Source organism: Natronomonas pharaonis DSM 2160 (genome assembly GCF_000026045.1).
Classification (GTDB): Archaea; Halobacteriota; Halobacteria; order Halobacteriales; family Haloarculaceae; genus Natronomonas; species Natronomonas pharaonis.
The window spans coordinates 1,400,794-1,417,541 of the sequence record NC_007426.1; the positions used below are offsets into that span (position 1 = coordinate 1,400,794).

The window sequence follows — 16,748 nt, forward strand, 5'->3', positions numbered from 1 at the left end:
TTAGTTCTTGTCGAAGGTGATGTTCGTTTCGAGGTCCCGGTGTTCGGTGTGATAGACGTAGATCGGAATGTCGACGCCGTCACAGGAGATGTCCTCGATGTTCGGGTCCGACATGAGCGGCTCGATGCGGCCGAGATGGACGAAGTCCCTGAGCAGATAATACTTGATTTTCAGCAGCGAGCCGTCGTCGATAGTCGCCGACGCGTGGTCGGAGATGATTTCTTTGGCCTTCTCCTCGAAAATCGTCTCCCGGTCGTCGTCGGCTTCTAGGTCCTGATACATCAGGCTGTTTCGGAGTATCTTTACGAGGTCCTCGCGGACGTATTCCTCGAACTCCGAGAGGTGCGGCTCGTGGACGTAGTACCGGTACTTGTCCTCGTTGTGCCGCCGGAGCACGGAGACGTATGCGTACGGCTTGTCGACCCACATCCGCTCGACTTCCTCGTGAGTATCTAGGTACGAGAAGTCGAAGAAATGGCTCCTGATGAACTCCGTGTCCGGTCGCTCCGCGAACGACTCATCGAGGTCAGCAGCGTCGAAGTGTCGGTCGACTTCCCGGAGAATCTCACCCTTTATCGGGTGGTCCGTGACGAGCGACCGGTCGGAGGTTCGCTGGGGTGTCGATTCCGCCGCCTCGGGGGCCGACTCGTCATCGTCGTCACCACGCATCGACGGTATCGAGTCAACCCAATTGAACCCGCCCGAGCTGTCGTCTGATTCCTGTACTGTTCCGCCGTCCGTGGTCGGCGGCTCCTCTGCCCCCGACTCGTCGTTCATGTTCCCCATGGTTAGCGTTCGGCGCTCCGAATATACGGTTCGGTCTCGGCATCGCTACTGTTCTCGGCTCCAATGCGACCCACCCAGCCGTGCGCTAGCGTGTGAGACGAACCCACGTTGGTAGTGCTCTTTCCCCGCTGGTTATATCTCTGGCGGATTGTTAAGATAATAAACTAAATTAGAGTTTCATACACCACGCGTAGCGTCGTTGAGTGACTTCTTCCCGCCTGCCGCTGTACGGTTTCGGCGGTCAGACTCTTGTATTGGGGCGGCAAATGGCCGATAGCATGAGCCGGATGATGCGACTCCTCGCCGGGCTTGCACGGACAGCACTGACCTTCGCCGTGCTCGTACTGCTCGGTATCGTCGCCTTCTACGTCACCGTTTTTGTCGTCTCGACGGGGGCGGGGCTGGCCGGATACGACCCGAGCGGCGACTTCGTCGTGCTCTCGGCGTCGCTGCTCGTCGTGGCAGCGCTTCTGGGCGGTATCCCGCTTTCGGCCGCGGCGTCCGAAGCAAACGACGGCGGCGACAGTCGACCGCGGGCCGGCTTCGAATAGGCTTATACTGGCGGCGTCGGTAGATTCCAGTATGCCGCAGTTGCCGGGGGTCGACCCGCGACGGCAGGTCGTCTGCCACGTCGATGTCGACTGTTTCTATGCGGCCTGCGAGCGGCTCCGGGAGCCGAAGCTCCGTGACGAGCCGGTGGTGGTCGGGATGGGGTATGAGCCGGGAGCCGACCATGGGGCCGTTGCGACGGCGAGCTACGAAGCCCGCGAGCACGGCGTCGAGTCGGCGATGGCTATCTCCGAGGCACTAAAGCGGCTTCCACAACGTACAGACAGCGAGAGCGGCGAGGCCGGGACCGGCTACTACCGTCCCGTCGATATGGCATACTACGAGTCGGTCAGCGAAGACGTTCAGGCGGTCCTCGATGACACCGCCGAAACCGTCCGGAACGTCTCTATCGACGAGGCCTACCTCGACCTCGGAGACCTCGCGTGGGACGACGCCGAAGCGTTCGGCCGACAGCTCAAAGCCGATATCGAGGCGGCCGCCGGCGTCGTCGCATCAGTCGGCATCGCACCGACGATGGCGACCGCGAAACTCGCCTCCGACGCAGAAAAGCCAGACGGGCTGGTCATCGTCGACCCCGATTCAGTGGCGACATTCCTCAAACCGATACCGGTCGCAGAGCTACACGGTGTTGGCCCGGTAACGGCGGCGGAACTCCGCGAGCGCGGGTACGAGACGGCCGGTGATGTCGCCGCGGCCGACGAAACGGCGCTCGTAGACGCCTTCGGCGAGCGTGGCCGGGACATCTACCGACAGGCTCGCGGCGAGGACGACCGTGTCGTCGAACCGAAAGGCCGTCCGAAGAGCCTCTCCAGCGAGTCGGCGTTCCCGAAGCCGACCGACGACGGCGACAGGAAGCGTCGGAAGCTCACCGCCCTCGCCGCCGATGTCACAGAGCGAGCGACCGCGAAGGACGCCCTCTACCGCACTGTCGGTATCAAGGTCGTCGAGCCGCCGTTCGACGTACACACCCGTGAACGCTCGCTTTCCGGACCGGTCGATGACCCCAAGCTGGTCGAAGAGATCGCCGTCGACTTGCTTGCGGAATTCGACGACCCCGCCGTTCGGAAGCTCGGTGTCCGGGTTTCGAATCTCTCTTTTGACGACCGCGAGCAGGCGACGCTCGGTCAGTGGGCCGACGGGACGGCGGACCAAGAGCCCGTCCGCTTGTCGCACGTGCGGCGCTCTGGAGAGACCGACACGCAGCTTGAACTCTCTCAGTTCGAGTAGCTGCCAGCAGCGGAGGCGCCACAGCATTGTCGGGGCTCTCGGCCGACGGTAGATAGCTTCTTAACGGTGCCGGGCACGTGCTCCGGCATGGACCTCTGGAAGCGTCGCGCGCTCAAGACGGTTCTCGCTATCGTTTTACTCGTTGTCGCTACGTCGCTCGTCTACCACTACATCATGGTGGTCATGGAGGGCCAACCCCGCAGCTACTTCCGGTCGCTACAGATTATCGTCGAGACGTACACCGGAACCGGGTTCGGCTCCGACTCGCCGTGGATGACGCCGCTGGCGAACCTGTTTATCATCTTCGTTGACCTCTCTACCTTCCTGCTGCTTTTCATCATCCTCCCATACGTCTTCCAGCCGGTGCTGGAAGAGTCGCTGTCCCCGGAGGTTCCCGACGCTGTTGATGCGAGCAACCACGTCGTCGTCTGCGGCGTCGCCCAGCAGGGCGAGCGACTCATCGACGAGTTCCGCTCGCGGAACATCGATTACGCCGTCGTCGTCGACTCCGAATCCGAAGCGCTTGAGCTACACGACGAGGGCCATCCCACCGTCTACGGTGACCTCTCGTCGGTCGAAACGCTCGAAGCAGCCAGCCTCGAAGACGCCCGAGCGGTGGTCGTCGACACTGCCGACGACCATGCGGCGAGCGTCGTCTTGGCTATCCGCGAAATCGATGAACAGACGCGGACAATCGTGCTGGCGAGCGACGGGGAGTTCGAACAGTACCTCGAATACGCCGGTGCCGATGAGGTGTTGACACCGCGGCAGTTGCTCGGGCAGCGACTCGCTAGGCGCATTTCGACCGAGGTAAGCCCCGGGGCCAGTGACACAATCAGTCTTGGCAACGGGACTGCACTGCTGGAGCTGACAGTTTTCGCCGACAGCCCCATCTGTGGCGACCGGTTGGTGGATATCGAGGCCCGGAACGAATCGGTGGTGGTCCCCAGCATTTGGCAGGGCGGACGCTTCGTTCCGAACCCGAACCCGGAAACCATCGTTGACGAGGATACCGTGCTCCTCATTGCCGGGACCGAGTCGGCGCTCAGCGACCTCGAAAGCGAAACCTACGCCGGACGTGAACAGGATGTCAACGTCGTCATCGCCGGGTACGGGATGGTCGGCTCGACAGTCGCCAAGGAGCTTCAGACGACGACCGCTGACTGTACAGTTGTCGACATCGAGAACGGCGACGACATCGATGTCGTGGGTGACGCGACGCGTCCCGAAACGCTTCGGGAGGCTGGCATCGAGGATGCGACGGCTTTCGTCGTCGCGCTCCACGACGACGACCAGGCCATTCTTTCGGTGCTCGTTGCGAACGAACTCGTCGACAGTACCGACATTCTCGTCCGGGTGAACGAACCGGAAAGCACTACGAAGGTCCGTCGAGCCGGTGCGGGGTATGTGCTTAGCCTCCCGGAGATCAGCGGGCGAATGCTGGCCTTGGAGGTGCTTCAGGAGGAGATTCTCACCTACGACCGACAGCTGAAAATCGTTCGGCTTGACGCATCAAAGCTGGACGGTGCCCGGCTCTCGGAGACCATCATCGCGGAAACCGACTGTGCTGTCGTTGCCGTCAACCGGAACGGCGAATTCATAACTGACATCAACGACAACGTCCGACTCCAAGACGATGATGAGCTGCTAGTTGTCGGCAGCGATGCGGCAATCGATGTTATTGAGGCTTAATCCCCGGCTCGCTCGTATCTGACGAACGCCACCTCGTCGCCGGCCTCGCGCTCGGTTGCTGTCCACTCGTCGCCGATGGCAGGAAAGTAGGTGTCGCCGTCAGGTGACTCCGGAACTTCGGTTATCCGGAGTTCGTCGGCACGGTCGAGACACTGCTCGTAGACGGTCGCGCCGCCGGCGACGTAGACCGTCTGTTTGTCGGCGTCGAGAGCGTCTTCCGCAGCCGAAAGCGCTGCTTCGATGTCCCGAGCGTGGACGACTTCTTCCGGAATGGGAAGCGACTCTCGCGAAGAAAGGACAATATTCGTCCGACCGGGCAGGGGACCACCAAGCTGGCCGGTGATAGATTCGTACGTCGTCCGACCCATGATGACCGGATGGCCCATTGTCGTCTCCTTGAACCGCTTCAGGTCTTCCGGGTAGTGCCACGGCATCTCGCCGTCGGTGCCGATGACGCCGTTTTCCGCGACCGCAGCGATGAGCACCAGCTTCATTCTGCAACCGAAAAGGAAATGCCCGGCGCCGGGTCGTAGTCGTGTAGCTGTACGTCATCGTATTCGAGGTCATCAAGCGGCCGGTCGGCGACCTCGATTTCGGGGCGGTCACGCGGCGAGCGCGAAAGCTGCGTCAGTAGTCCGGGGACGTGGTCCAGCCCTCCCTCGTCGTCGGCCTCGGCCGGAGCCTCCGATTCGAGCCACTCGCGGACATCAACGTACTCCTCGCGGTCGTCGATGTCGTTGAGGCGGTCCTGTAGTGCTGGGAGCTTGTCGGCATACCATGCGCCGCGGTCGCCGGCACCGCAGTAAATATGTGCGTCAACGATGGTGTGACCGAAGGAGCCGACCTCGAACGCAGTCCGGTTGGCGACGGCGTGTGCCAAAAGCGAGTACGCGGCGAGGTTGAACGGGACCCCCAGCGCGATGTCGCCGGACCGCTGGGTGAGATGGACGTTCAACTGGTCGCCCTGTACGTTGAAGACAAAGGTGTAGTGGCACGGCGGCAGCGTTGAGACAGCGGCGTTGGCCGGATGCCACGCGTTGACGACGAGCCGCCGGGAGTGTGGGTTCTCTTCGAGCGTATCGAGCACGTACGCGAGCTGGTCGAACACCTGTCGTTCGGTGCCGTCGGGCGTCGTTTCGGTCGTCGTCCAGCGGTGGCTGTCGTCGGGCCAGCTCTCGCCGGGCAGCCGCGCCGGCTCGTCCGGAACCGGGAACCGACGCCAAAACCGCCCGTAAGCGGTGTCGAGATGGCCCTCGTCGTCGGCCCACGCGTCCCATATTTTTGTCTCCTCGCGCAGCGTGCGAATGTGTTCTTCGCCCGAGAGATACCACAGTAGCTCGTGGATGAGCGAGTTCCAGCGATAGCCGTCCATCCGTTTTGTCGTCAAAAGCGGAAAGCCCGCTCCGAGGTCGACTTCGTAGTGGTGGCTGAAAGAAGCGATAGTGTCGACGCCGGTCCGGTTCGGCTTGTGGGTCCCGCCGGCGAGGACATCCGAAACGAGGTCGTGGTACTGTTGCATTCGATACTGGAGGGGTTGTACCCGAAGGGCTAATAGGTGATTATTCAGCTCCCGACATCACTCCTGCAGGAACTGCCGGGCGACTATCTGGAGGACGTGGACGAAGACACCCGTAAACGCCACGTAGATGCCGACCGCGTGCCGGAGCGACTTATCGGGGGCGTAGTTGGCGCTAACCTGCCAGATTTCGTAGCCGAGGCGGAGCGTGAAGCCGGCGAAGATGGCGACGAATCCGCCAAGCAGCACGGCCGGAATGGCCGAGCCAACGGCGACAAGCAGGGCCCCGAGGATGAACGCGCCGAGCGCCCACCGTCCCCAGTGGTCGTAGCTGCCGCCGCGGCGATAGACGTAGGCAGCGATGCCGATGGTCATCGCCAGCGTCACCACGAACGCGATGCCGAGAGCGACCCCACGTGTACCCCCACCAAGGCCGGCGATGATACCGCCGCCGAAGAGCGCGTAGGCGACCTGCAGCAGGACGACGCCGACGGCCGCGAGTTCCATCGACCCCGATTCGAGGCCCCGCTCGGCGAGAATGCTGCCGCCGGTCAGCGCCGCACCGTAGACGAGCAGGCCGAGTATCGGAACCTGAAAGAGCAGGTCGTTGGCGACCGCAAGCGGCGTCGCTGCGACGAGATACATCAGCAGGATGTTGACGCCCACAAGCGCCGCCGCTGGTGCCGCGACACGGCGGAACTTCGGATGTGCCGTCCGCTGTCGTCGTGCGGTGAGACCGTCCATGTTCGGGCGTTCAGACGACAATATATAAAGCTGCTCGCTTTTGGACTGACTGCGGCGACCGTTGTCGGCGGCGGGAACATAAAGTGCGTTCGATGTAGACAGTGATACGGAAACATATGCGAACTAAATTCGACGGCAAAGAGATATACGTCGTAAAAAGCGAACCCGACGAGGAACGCACCTACCATTGCGACGCCTTGGCCTCGCGGTTCCCGACAGCGACCGAAATCGACTACCCGGCTGGCGAGCGGGTGCCGGTCGATTCAGCGGCCGCCGTCGTGCTGACGGGCAGTACGGCTGCCGTCTACGAGCCGGAGCAGTATCCGTGGGTCGATGACCAGCAGGCGCTCGTCAGACGGCTCGTCGAGCGGTCGGTACCAACGCTTGGGGTGTGCTTCGGCCACCAGATAGCCAACGCCGCCCTCGGTGGAACGGTAGAACACGTCGGGATGACCGCAGGGCTCGTCGAGGCCGACCTCGACCACCAGCCCTTGTTCGAGGGTGTCGCTCCCGTCGTTCCAGCGCTCCACGGCGACGCGGTGACAGCCCTCGGCGATGGGATGGAATCCATCGCAACAGCGCCACACGCGGACATCTTCGCGAGTCGACACCAGTCGGCACCGCTGTGGACCGTCCAGTTCCATCCCGAAATCACCGCCGCGCTTGAGCCGCGGCTGACCGAGGACTTCGGCTGGGAGTCGGGCCGGTGGTCGTTCGGCGACGTGACCGCTGCGGTGGTTTTTGAGAACTTCAAATCGATGGCCGAGTCGGCTCCCGCAGCCGCCGACAGCCCGTGAACGGTGGCTCTCAGTCCAGCGCGGCCGCGGCCTCGTCGCGAATCTCGCGTGCCTCTTCGAGTCGTTCGTTGATGTACCCCTCCAAGTCCGTATGCAGCGGCTCGACGCCGGCCGGGATATCCACGGCTTCCAGTTCCGACTCGACCGTTTCGAGGTCGTCGATAGCGATTTGTGACAGCGCCAGCGCTTCGTCGTCGTCGCTGGCCGTCGCGGCGTCATCGAGCGTCGAGAGCGTCTCCGCGAAGCTCTCGAAGGTGTCGTGATACTCCGAAAGCGCTTCAGCGCCCGCTTCGAGCCGCGAAGCGAGTTCGGGGTGGTGCGGGCTCTCCAGCGCCTCGCGTTCCTCGTCGGTGGCGGCGACGATGGGGTCGGCCCGAGCGGCGGCCACCTCGGCGTCTGCTGTTGTCGCTGCCAGTAGCTCACCGAGTTCGTCGTGTCGGTCATCGGCCAGCCCGTAGGCGTTCTGGTCGGCTAGGTCGACAGTCTCCTCGACGAGTTCGAAGCCGTCTGCCAGCGCCGCGTGGGTTTCGGCGGCGACAAAGAGGAAACTGATTTCGGCTTCTAGCAACTCGACGAGCCGCTGGAACGGCTCATCGTCGACGTTCTGTCTGTCTGCCCGGCTGACGGCACTTTCGAGCCGTGCGTCGGCGTCGTCGAGCTCGCGCTGGACATCGATTCGGTCGACGGGGTCGACGAGGGGAACCGAAAGCAGCGGCGGCTCCGTGCTATCGAACTCGCCCCCGGCAGCGTAGACCGAAATCGCCTCTTGGATGTATCCGCGGCTCGACTGTATCGTCTCCCGAATCAGCTCCGGAAGCTCCTCTTCGCGCGTCTGTAGGTCTGGCTCCTCGGGCGTCTCTGGGTCTTCCGTGTCGTCCGGCGTGTCTCCGTTCTCGGGGTCGGGGTCCGGTGTGTCCTCGCCGTCGACATCCGTCGGCGTGTCTCCGTTCTCGGGGTCGGGCTCGTCGTTGGGGGCGTCGTCAAGCAGCTCTTCGGCTTCGCTGCACCCGGCAGCACCGACTGCGATGCCGGAACCGAGGGCAACGAGCAGCCGCCGACGGGTCGAGGCGTGGGAGGACATCTCTCGACTGCGTGTAGGGCAAAGACGCATATTAAAATGATGATGGGTCAAACGGCCGCTACAGCAAATACCACGCGAGCGCCGCTCCGGCGAGCAGCCCGCCGCCGATGGCCCAGAGCACGACCGCAAGTGAGGCCTCTCCCTGTGTCGTCATGAGGCCGGCCGAGAGCCCAACGAGCACGGTAATGCCGACCTTCGCCCACCGGCGTCGTCTGCGTCGGTTGCCAGCGTCCCGTCGATACGGGTCGTCGCGACGTTCGACCATCAACGCCTCCCGGCAGCGCCGTCCGGTATCTGTCGACGTAGGCAACGACGCCGCGCTCTCGCCCGGCGGCTCGGGGGGCTCCACTTCGAACCGGTGCGTCCGGCAGCGTCAGTCGTCGGCTGTGGGTGCATCGACCAGCGTCTCGGGCTCGACGGATGCGTATTTGGCGATAGCGGCGAAGGTCTCGTCGTCCATCGCGAACCGTTCGCCGGAGGTGACGCCGTAGGCCTCGTCGTCCTCGAACCGGGTTTCGATGAACCGCGTGGCGACGAGAGCTTTCCGGCCGTTTCCGTCGGCATCTATCTGTTCTTGGGCTTCCTCCAGCAGGAGCGCTCCCGAGACAACATCGAAGACGAGGTCGGCCAGCCGCTTTGCGTGGTACTGTGCGTAGTCGCCGTCCTCGGTTGCCAGCGAGGCGAGCGCGTTCTGTAGCTCGACGAACCGCTCCTCGACGGTTCCGGCCAGCGGCTCCAGCGCCGGATGCTCGACGGCATCGAGCTTCGCCTGCAGGTAGGGGACCAGCGCCTCGTGGGCGTCTTCGCGGTTGAATGCCCGCAGCACGTCAAGCGCAAGGATGTTCGAGGGTCCTTCCCAGATGGGCAACACCTGCGCGTCCCGGAGCAGTCGCTCGGTGGTGTGCTCGCGGACGTAGCCGTTGCCGCCGAGAATCTCCATCGCATAGGAGCTCATGTCGACCGACATCCGCGCCGTCTTGTACTTCGCGACGGGGATGAAAAGCCGCATCAGCTGGTAGGCATCCGAGTCGTCGCCCTGTCGTTCACGCTCATCGAGCGTCCGAGCCGCCTCAAAGGAGAAGGCAGCGGCGGCCTCATAATCGACGCTCATGTCCACGAGGTCACGGCGGAGTAGCGGGTACTCGTCGATTGCATCGCCGAAGGCCTCCCGCTGTGCGGCCCGGACCTTCGCCTCAAGTAGTCCCCGTCCCATGACACCGAGTGCGCCGGTGGCGTTTGTGAGCCGCTCGAAGTTCATCATCTCGGACATGTATTTGAACCCGCGGCCCTCCTCGCCGACGAGGTAGGCTTCGGCCCCTTCGAACTGTATTTCGCCGGTCGGCACCGAGATGGTCCCGAGTTTGTCCTTCAGCCGGCGGAAGTGCGCCTCGTTTACCTCGCCGTCCGGCTTGGTTCGGGGAACGAGAAACAGCGACAGTCCATCGACACCTTCGGGCGCGCCCGGCGTTCGGGCGAGCGCTAGTGCCCCCTCAGCGTCGATGTTCGAGCAGAACCACTTCTCGCCGTGGAGCCGGTAGATGCGGTCGCGGTCGATGTCGGCAGCCGCGACAGAGTCGTCGGCCTCGACCGGCTCGGCTCGGGTCTCGTTTGCGCCCACGTCGGAGCCGCCCTGCTCTTCGGTCAGGAACATCGCCCCTTCGATGTGTGTATCGAGGTCGCGGGCGGTCAGCCCCTCGAAGTACGACGAGAGCTCCCCGTCGTCGAACTTATCGAGGACGATGGCCGCGCCGGTCGTCATCGAGACAGGACAGCAGAACCCGGCGTCAACGTAGGAAAGCAGCGTCTGCATCATCAATGTATGCGACAGCCCGACCGGTTCGTCCCGTCCCGGCGGCGCATGGAAGGCATCGTGCGTAACGCCGAACTCCTCGTAGGTGATTCGTTCCTGTTCCTCGATGAGCGGATGGTATTCGACCTCGTTGCGTCGCTCGCCGAACTTGTCGAACGAGCATAGCTCGTGGCCCTCCTTGTCGATTCTGTCAGCGGTGTCGGCCATCCGGTGGCCGAGCACGTCGCCGAACTCCGAAAGGACCTCTTCGGCCCACTCGAAGTCGTCGTCCGGGTAGATGCGCTCTGCCTCGAACTGCAGCGTCGGGTCCAACTCCCAGTAGTTACAACCCCGCCCCTCGTCGAGTGCTCCGTAATCAATCGGGTCGGTCGCCATACCCGTTGGATTTGTGATTCGGTATTATAAACCTCATTACAACTGCGTTATGTTCAACGCCGTTTCCTGACGGTCTGTTTAACAGCGGACGCGTTCGTCGCTGTCCGAAACCATGATTGTGAGTGACGGACACAGTCGGGTAGTATGGAACGACACGACGCCGCCTCGACCGAGGCCGTCGCCGTCCGCGTCTCGGAAGACGACCTCGTAATTCGGGCGACGATAGAGCGCCCCGAGCGACAGAACGCGCTGAACGACGCCGTCATCGAGGGGTTGACCGCTGCCTTCGACCTCGCGGCGGAGACGCCGGCCCGAGTCGTCGTTCTTCGCGGAGCAGGTGGTACCTTCTGTGCCGGCGGCGACATCGAGTCGATGGCCGCGGCTATCGGGTCCGGCTCGATGGCGTACCGGGAGGGATTTGCCGGGATGCGACGGCTCATCGAGGCCGCCGTCGACGCACCGGCACTAACCGTCGCCGCCGTCGAAGGGTACTGTCTCGCCGGCGGGATGGGGCTTGCGGCCGCCTGTGATGTTGTCATCGCTGCCGACGATACAACGTTCGGGCTACCGGAGGTCGATATCGGCCTCTTTCCGGCCCAGGCGCTCGTACCGATTATGCGAACAGTCACCGAAAAGCGGGCGTTCAAGCTACTGTTCACCGGCGAACACATCGACGCTGCGACGGCCCACGATATTGGTCTAACGACGGCAGTGGTGCCGGCGGATGAGTTCGAGGCCGCCATCGACACGACAGTCGACGACCTCACTGCGGCATCGCCCGCAGCGGTCGAACTCGGCAAGGAGGCCTTCTACAACCAGCGAGAGATGGGCTTCCGGGAAGCGCTCGATTACATGCACGAGGTCGTGACGCTCGTGGCGATGAGCGACGACGCCGAGTCGGGCATCAACGGCTACCTCACAGATTCCGAGCCGGGTTGGGACCGACGAACGGAGGGGGTGTGACGATGCCGCTCGAACAGGATTCGACGAAAGGTAACGACCCCGAAAAGGCGGTCATCAGCGCCGCGCTCACCGGTGCACTCACGACGAGAGACCAGTGTGAGCATATTCCGTACACGCCGGCGGAGATAGCCGATGACGCCGCCGCCGCCCGCGAGGCCGGCGCAGCGGTCGCACACATTCACGCCCGGACGGAAAACGGGTCACCGACCTTCGAGACGGAGGTCTACCGCGAAATATACGAGGCGGTCCGCGACCGAACGGACATCCTTATCAACTTCTCGACGGGCGCGCTCCACGAGCCGGTCGAATCACGCGTCGACTACATCGAATCCGTCGCTCCCGACATCGCGGCGCTCAACATGGGGTCGATGAACTACGCCAAATACAGCGAGTCCCGCGGCGATTTCGTCTTCGATATGGTCTTCGAGAACTCGTTCGGCGAAATCGAGACGATGCTCGCCGCGATGAACGAACACGGCGTCACCCCCGAACTGGAGTGTTTCGACACCGGCCACATCGGCAACGTCCGGCCGTTCCTCGAAGACGGAACGCTCGACCACCCACTGCATTTTTCGCTCATCATGGGCGTTCTCGGCGGTATCCCGGCGACAGTCGAGAACCTCGCCCATCAGGTCCGACAGCTCCCCGACGATGCGACATGGCAGGTCATCGGCATCTCCGAACACCAGTGGCAACTCGTTGCCGCCGCGCTCTCGATGGGCGGCAACGTCCGGGTCGGTCTCGAAGACAACTTCTATCTCCCGGACGGCGAGATGGCGACAAATCCCGAACTCGTCGCCGAAGCGGCCGACCTCGCGCGTACGGTCGGTCGTGAGCCGGCGACGCCAGCGGAGGCGGCCGACATCATGGGCGTTGACACGTAGCGAGCGGAAGCCCACCCCTTCAGGGGTGGGTCCGAGCGACAGCACAACCACACAATCCACGCGCTACGGTTCGTCTGGATGTTCCACCGCTTCCAGACCGGCCTCTAACACTTCCGTATAGGCTTCCGATAAGTCTAATCCGTTCGCTTCTGCGTAGTCTTTGATTCGCCCGCCGAGCGTGTGCGAAATGTCGATGTTTGGTCGCATACGAAAAGACTTTAAGACTAAAAGTATAATAATCTGTTGTCATGAGGCGAACCAACACGTTCGCGGTACGCCCGCTCTCTGACGACGACGAGCGGCTACTGCTGGACCTGTTGGACGCCTCTGCGAGTCTGTGGAACGAGTTGAATTACGAGCGCCGCCAGCAATTCTTCGACGGCGAATCCGTGTGGGATACCGCAGACTACCGGAAACAGTACGTCGGTGTTCTCGGTTCTGCGACCGCACAGCAGGTAATTCGGAAGAACAAATCGGCGTGGCAGTCATTTTTCGCCGCCCGTGAGAACGGCGAGGACACCGCCCCGCCGGGCTACTGGGGTAACGAAGACGACGGCAGGGAACTCCGCACGTTCATCCGCCACGACCTCTACACGCTGGATACCGGCGAACGGTCACGAGTCGAGATACCAGTCGGCCAAGACCTCAAAGACGAGTACGGGCTTGGCTACCACGACCGTCTCCGCCTCGAAGTTGCTGGCGACCCGAAATGGGACGGCGAACAGGGGCGTTTGGAGATACAGTACGGCGAGACTGACGACACGTTCAGGGCCTTTCAACCTGTCACCGTGCCTGATTCTCGACAGGATTCACCACTGGCTTCCCACGAAGCCGCACTGGACGTGGGCGCAAACAATCTCGTCGCCTGTACCACCACAACCGGCGAGCAATACTTGTACGAAGGCCGGGGCCTGTTCGCCCACTTCCGCGAGACAACGCGAGAAATCGCCCGTTTACAGTCGAAACTCCGAGAGGGCCGATACAGTAGTCAGCGGATACGGCGGTTGTATCGCAAACGGACGCGACGGCGCGACCACGCACAGGATGCACTGGTTCGAGACCTGATGGAACGGCTCTACGCCGAAGGTGTCGATACCGTGTACGTGGGCGACCTCACGGACGTTCTCTCGACGCATTGGTGCGCCGAGGTGAACGCAAAGACCCACCAGTTTTGGGCGTTCCGGGCGTTCATCGAGCGCCTATCGCACACCGCTGAGGAATACGGCATCACCGTCGAGGTGCGGTCAGAAGCCGATACTACCCGGACGTGCCCGGCGTGTGGCGAACAGGACGATACCGACCGGGACGGCGATGTGTTCCGGTGTCCGTGCGGTCACGAAGCCCACGCCGACCTGTGCGCGTCTCGCACGTTCCTCGAACGACAGACTGGCAAACCCGTTGGGTCGATGGCACGGCCCGTGCGTCTCAAGTGGGACGACCACAACTGGTCGGAGATACCACACTCTCCCGAAAGGGCACGTCCCAACGAGAAGCGCACAAACCAGAGTACCGATTCCCAAGACGGGAAACTTGCCTCCGTTGGTACGGCATAGCCAACATCCCCACCGGAGGAATCCCACGGCTGAAGCCGTGGGAGGATGTCAAACCGACCATCTCTGAGCGTCAGCCGGCCCACTCCAACATTCGCTCGTAGAAGGGGACACTCCGCAATGCCGTCGCATCGCCCACGAGAACCAGCGCTTTCTTCGCCCGCGTGAGCGCCACGTTGACCCGTCGGTAGTCCTCGAATATCGGGCTCGAAAGCTCACCGGTCGCCACGAACGAGACGATGATAACCTCCTTCGAAGAGCCCTGAAACCGGTCGACCGTATCGACGGTTACCTCGTCGATGCGGCGGGACAGCTCCGCGACTTGTGCCCGAAACGGCGCGATGACACCGATGTCGTCCGGGTCGACGCCGGCATCGAGATACGCCGAGACGATGTCGGCGACACGGTCTGCTTCCGTCGGGTTTGTGTTGCCATCGGCGCTTCCGCCGGGGTCGACAAAGGAGACGGCATCGCGGAGCGCCGACGGCAGCGTAGAGACATCCACGCCGTCGAGGTCGGCGAGCCGCTGGCTGGCCACCTCGGCGTTCGCGGGTCGGAGCTGTCCGTCGTAGAACTCCCGGCTGGCGAAGTACTGAATCCGCTGGCTCATCCGGTACTGGCGGTCGAGCATCACGGCCGCGTCGGGATAGTCGTCGATGAGCTGTTCGAAAAGCGACGTTTGCAGGTCGTTTTCGGCCCGAACCACCGGCGGGAGCTGCTCGTGGTCGCCGACGAGGACGAAGCGGTCGGCACGGTTGGTCGCGAGGAACGTCCCTGGCTCGGTGAGCTGTCCCGCTTCGTCGATGACAGCCACGTCGAACTGCTGCTGTTTGAGCGCCCGCGAACCGCAGGCGGCTGTCGTCGCTGCGACGACCTGTGCGTCCCGGAGCGCTGCCGCCCGCTCGCGGGGGTCGCCGGTCCGGTCGAAGCGGTAGGACTGCATGTCATCGCGGACCCCCGACTCCGAGCCCCACCGGAGCACGTCGGTAAAGCCCTGCGCTTCGAGGGCCTCAATGGCGTTGTCGACGGCGCGGTTTGTGAACGCCGACAGCAGTACCCGGTCGCCGCGGGCGACGAGTGCCTGCACGGTCTGTGCGAGCGTGTAGGTTTTCCCGGTCCCCGGCGGCCCGTGAATCAGCGCAAAGTCCTCCGCCGCGAGCGCGCGGTTTACAGCCTCGTTTTGGGACTCGTTGTTGTCGATGATGGGTCGGTGGTCCCCGACGAACGACGGCTCCCGGCGGCCGAAGAGCACGTCCTTCCGGTCGGGGTCGCCACGAAGGACGGCGTCGTGCAGCGCCGTCAGCTGCCGGTCGACGCCGAGTTCCGAGGGGTAGACGTCGATACGGCGGAGTTCGAACGGCTCGTCGGCGACGACGACGATTTCGTCGTCGAGGTGTCGAACCGTCGCCAGTTCTGCGGTGCCCTGTGTCGGGTGGCCGTCGCTCGCCAGCACGCGGTCGCCCTCCCGTATCTTCGAGACCGCGTCGCTCGTTCGGCGGGCGCTGAGCGCCCAGCGGCCGCCATCGAGCGGCTCCCGGCCGAGCGGGTCAAGGTCGACGAGCGCCCGGTCGTCGTCGGCCCGTTCCGCAGCCGACTGCTCCCACAGCTTCCGGTATTCGGCGTGGACCTCACGCCGCTCCTCCTCGATGGCCCGGTAGAGCCGTTCGAAATACGCCCGTTCGGGTTCCGGCAGCGGCTCGCCAAGCTGGCCGGCCTTCGATTCTTGGTCGAGGCGGCCGGAAACGACCATGCAGGTGTCCTGCTCGAAACAGTAGTCACAGTTCGCGTCGGCCTCGAACCCGGTCGGCACCGACATATCGTACTCGGCGGCCGCAATCTCGTTTCGCACCCGGAGGACGTATTTCAGGAAGCCGGGGCCGATAGAGAACTCCTTGGCCGGCGAGAGGTCGCCGCTTTCCTCGCTCCGGTCGAGGGCGCTGTTTTTCGTGTACAACAGCGTCCCAGTGTCGGGCGGGTCGGCGATGTCATCGGCGAGCAACAGCCCATAACAGGCCGCCTGCACCTTGTCCTGAAACCGTGGCGACCGCTTGAGGTTCTTTCCGGTCTTCAGTTCGACGGGCATTCCGCGCCTGACGGCGTCCGCCCGGCCTTTAATACCGAACCGCTCGGAGATAAGCGTCTGTTCGGAGCGCCACGAATCCTCGCCGAACCGCCCCTGCTGGAGCCATCCTTGAATCGCCGCCGCGTTCTGCCGTACGTCATCGGCGACCGCGTCGGCCGTCTCGCCGAGCAAACCGATGTCGAGTGCCGCCTCGGCGACCCGCGATTCGATGCTCGATTCGAGGTCCCGCCCCCGGAGCAGGTCGCCGAACACCTCGTGGACGACGGTCCCCTTGAGCACCGGGTATTTCAGCGGCAAGCCGGTGAGTTTGTTGAGATAGTACATCCGCGGACACTGGACCCACCCGCGAATGTCGGTCACATCGACCAGAAAATCCGGCTCGACGACGACCGCCGACTCGCCGGTCGTCGAGTACTGCGTGTCGCCGTCGAAGGTGCGCTCGTCGAGGTCGGTCGCCAGCAGTTCCATCCCGACCGCAAGGTACTCGACGGTTTCCGTCCACTTGCCCCACAACGTCACTGTCGTCGGGGAGGCAGCACCCCGTTCCGGCCGGATGACGACCTCCGCCAACTGGCTTGTGCCGTGGCTCGTCTCGACGGATTTCGGGTCGTCGACTTCGAGGACCGGGCCGCGTACGTTCACATCTGTCCGTGCGTCGTCGTCAAAAAAA

At 63.5% G+C, this 16,748-nt stretch carries 15 protein-coding genes; 7 read left to right on the forward strand and 8 right to left on the reverse strand.

The features are described 5' to 3' along the window. On the reverse strand, positions 1-777 hold the full coding sequence (locus NP_RS14395) for a hypothetical protein (RefSeq protein ID WP_148215440.1): 777 nt from the start codon (positions 775-777) through the stop codon (positions 1-3). 287 nt (positions 778-1,064) lie between these two features. Here NP_RS14395 and NP_RS07210 point away from each other — a divergent pair, with 287 nt between their 5' ends. The 3 genes from NP_RS07210 (at position 1,065) to NP_RS07220 (ending at position 4,275) form a co-directional block, all read left to right on the forward strand. Then, complete coding sequence (locus NP_RS07210; protein ID WP_065813958.1) at positions 1,065-1,337, forward strand: hypothetical protein; 273 nt, start codon at positions 1,065-1,067, stop codon at positions 1,335-1,337. 31 nt (positions 1,338-1,368) lie between these two features. Continuing rightward, positions 1,369-2,583 carry a DNA polymerase IV gene (dinB, locus tag NP_RS07215; RefSeq protein ID WP_011323174.1) on the forward strand — a complete coding sequence of 405 codons (1,215 nt, stop codon included), beginning with the start codon at positions 1,369-1,371 and terminating at the stop codon, positions 2,581-2,583. Positions 2,584-2,670: 87 nt separating this feature from the next. Next, positions 2,671-4,275 (forward strand): potassium channel family protein, encoded by a 1,605-nt coding sequence (locus NP_RS07220; protein WP_011323175.1) that lies wholly within the window; start codon positions 2,671-2,673, stop codon positions 4,273-4,275. On the opposite strand, the gene NP_RS07225 is transcribed toward NP_RS07220, so the two are convergent. The 3 genes from NP_RS07225 to NP_RS07235 are packed head-to-tail and all read right to left on the reverse strand — an operon-like array spanning position 4,272 to position 6,535. Continuing rightward, positions 4,272-4,769 carry a dihydrofolate reductase gene (locus NP_RS07225; RefSeq protein WP_011323176.1) on the reverse strand — a complete coding sequence of 166 codons (498 nt, stop codon included), beginning with the start codon at positions 4,767-4,769 and terminating at the stop codon, positions 4,272-4,274. The two genes, NP_RS07220 and NP_RS07225, sit on opposite strands and share 4 nt — an antisense overlap. After that, positions 4,766-5,794, reverse strand: a complete 1,029-nt coding sequence (gene thyA / locus NP_RS07230) for a thymidylate synthase (protein WP_011323177.1) — start codon at positions 5,792-5,794, stop codon at positions 4,766-4,768. Before thyA ends, NP_RS07225 begins: the two co-directional genes overlap by 4 nt. Before the next feature lie 57 nt (positions 5,795-5,851). Beyond that, positions 5,852-6,535, reverse strand: a complete 684-nt coding sequence (locus NP_RS07235) for a Bax inhibitor 1 family protein (RefSeq protein ID WP_011323178.1) — start codon at positions 6,533-6,535, stop codon at positions 5,852-5,854. Between the two features lie 116 nt (positions 6,536-6,651). On the opposite strand from NP_RS07235, the gene NP_RS07240 reads away from it, so the two are divergent. Continuing rightward, positions 6,652-7,332 carry a type 1 glutamine amidotransferase gene (locus tag NP_RS07240; protein ID WP_011323179.1) on the forward strand — a complete coding sequence of 227 codons (681 nt, stop codon included), beginning with the start codon at positions 6,652-6,654 and terminating at the stop codon, positions 7,330-7,332. Between the two features lie 10 nt (positions 7,333-7,342). On the opposite strand, the gene NP_RS07245 is transcribed toward NP_RS07240, so the two are convergent. From NP_RS07245 to NP_RS07255, 3 genes are all read right to left on the reverse strand, one after another. Next, positions 7,343-8,413 (reverse strand): hypothetical protein, encoded by a 1,071-nt coding sequence (locus NP_RS07245; protein WP_049939561.1) that lies wholly within the window; start codon positions 8,411-8,413, stop codon positions 7,343-7,345. A gap of 58 nt (positions 8,414-8,471) precedes the next feature. After that, positions 8,472-8,678 (reverse strand): hypothetical protein, encoded by a 207-nt coding sequence (locus NP_RS07250; protein ID WP_011323181.1) that lies wholly within the window; start codon positions 8,676-8,678, stop codon positions 8,472-8,474. 108 nt (positions 8,679-8,786) lie between these two features. Next, complete coding sequence (locus tag NP_RS07255; RefSeq protein ID WP_011323182.1) at positions 8,787-10,598, reverse strand: acyl-CoA dehydrogenase family protein; 1,812 nt, start codon at positions 10,596-10,598, stop codon at positions 8,787-8,789. Between the two features lie 144 nt (positions 10,599-10,742). Here NP_RS07255 and NP_RS07260 point away from each other — a divergent pair, with 144 nt between their 5' ends. The 3 genes from NP_RS07260 (at position 10,743) to NP_RS07270 (ending at position 13,998) form a co-directional block, all read left to right on the forward strand. Continuing rightward, positions 10,743-11,561 (forward strand): enoyl-CoA hydratase/isomerase family protein, encoded by an 819-nt coding sequence (locus NP_RS07260; protein ID WP_011323183.1) that lies wholly within the window; start codon positions 10,743-10,745, stop codon positions 11,559-11,561. A 2-nt stretch (positions 11,562-11,563) separates the two neighbouring features. Continuing rightward, complete coding sequence (locus tag NP_RS07265) at positions 11,564-12,445, forward strand: BKACE family enzyme (RefSeq protein ID WP_011323184.1); 882 nt, start codon at positions 11,564-11,566, stop codon at positions 12,443-12,445. 248 nt (positions 12,446-12,693) lie between these two features. Next, positions 12,694-13,998, forward strand: coding sequence for an IS200/IS605 family transposon protein TnpB (locus NP_RS07270; protein ID WP_011323186.1), 1,305 nt, complete (start codon positions 12,694-12,696; stop codon positions 13,996-13,998). 70 nt (positions 13,999-14,068) lie between these two features. Here NP_RS07270 and NP_RS07275 read toward each other — a convergent pair whose 3' ends face one another. Continuing rightward, entirely contained in the window at positions 14,069-16,720 is a 2,652-nt protein-coding gene (locus NP_RS07275; RefSeq protein WP_011323187.1) for an AAA domain-containing protein, read from the reverse strand. Between the last annotated feature and the right edge of the window lie 28 nt (positions 16,721-16,748).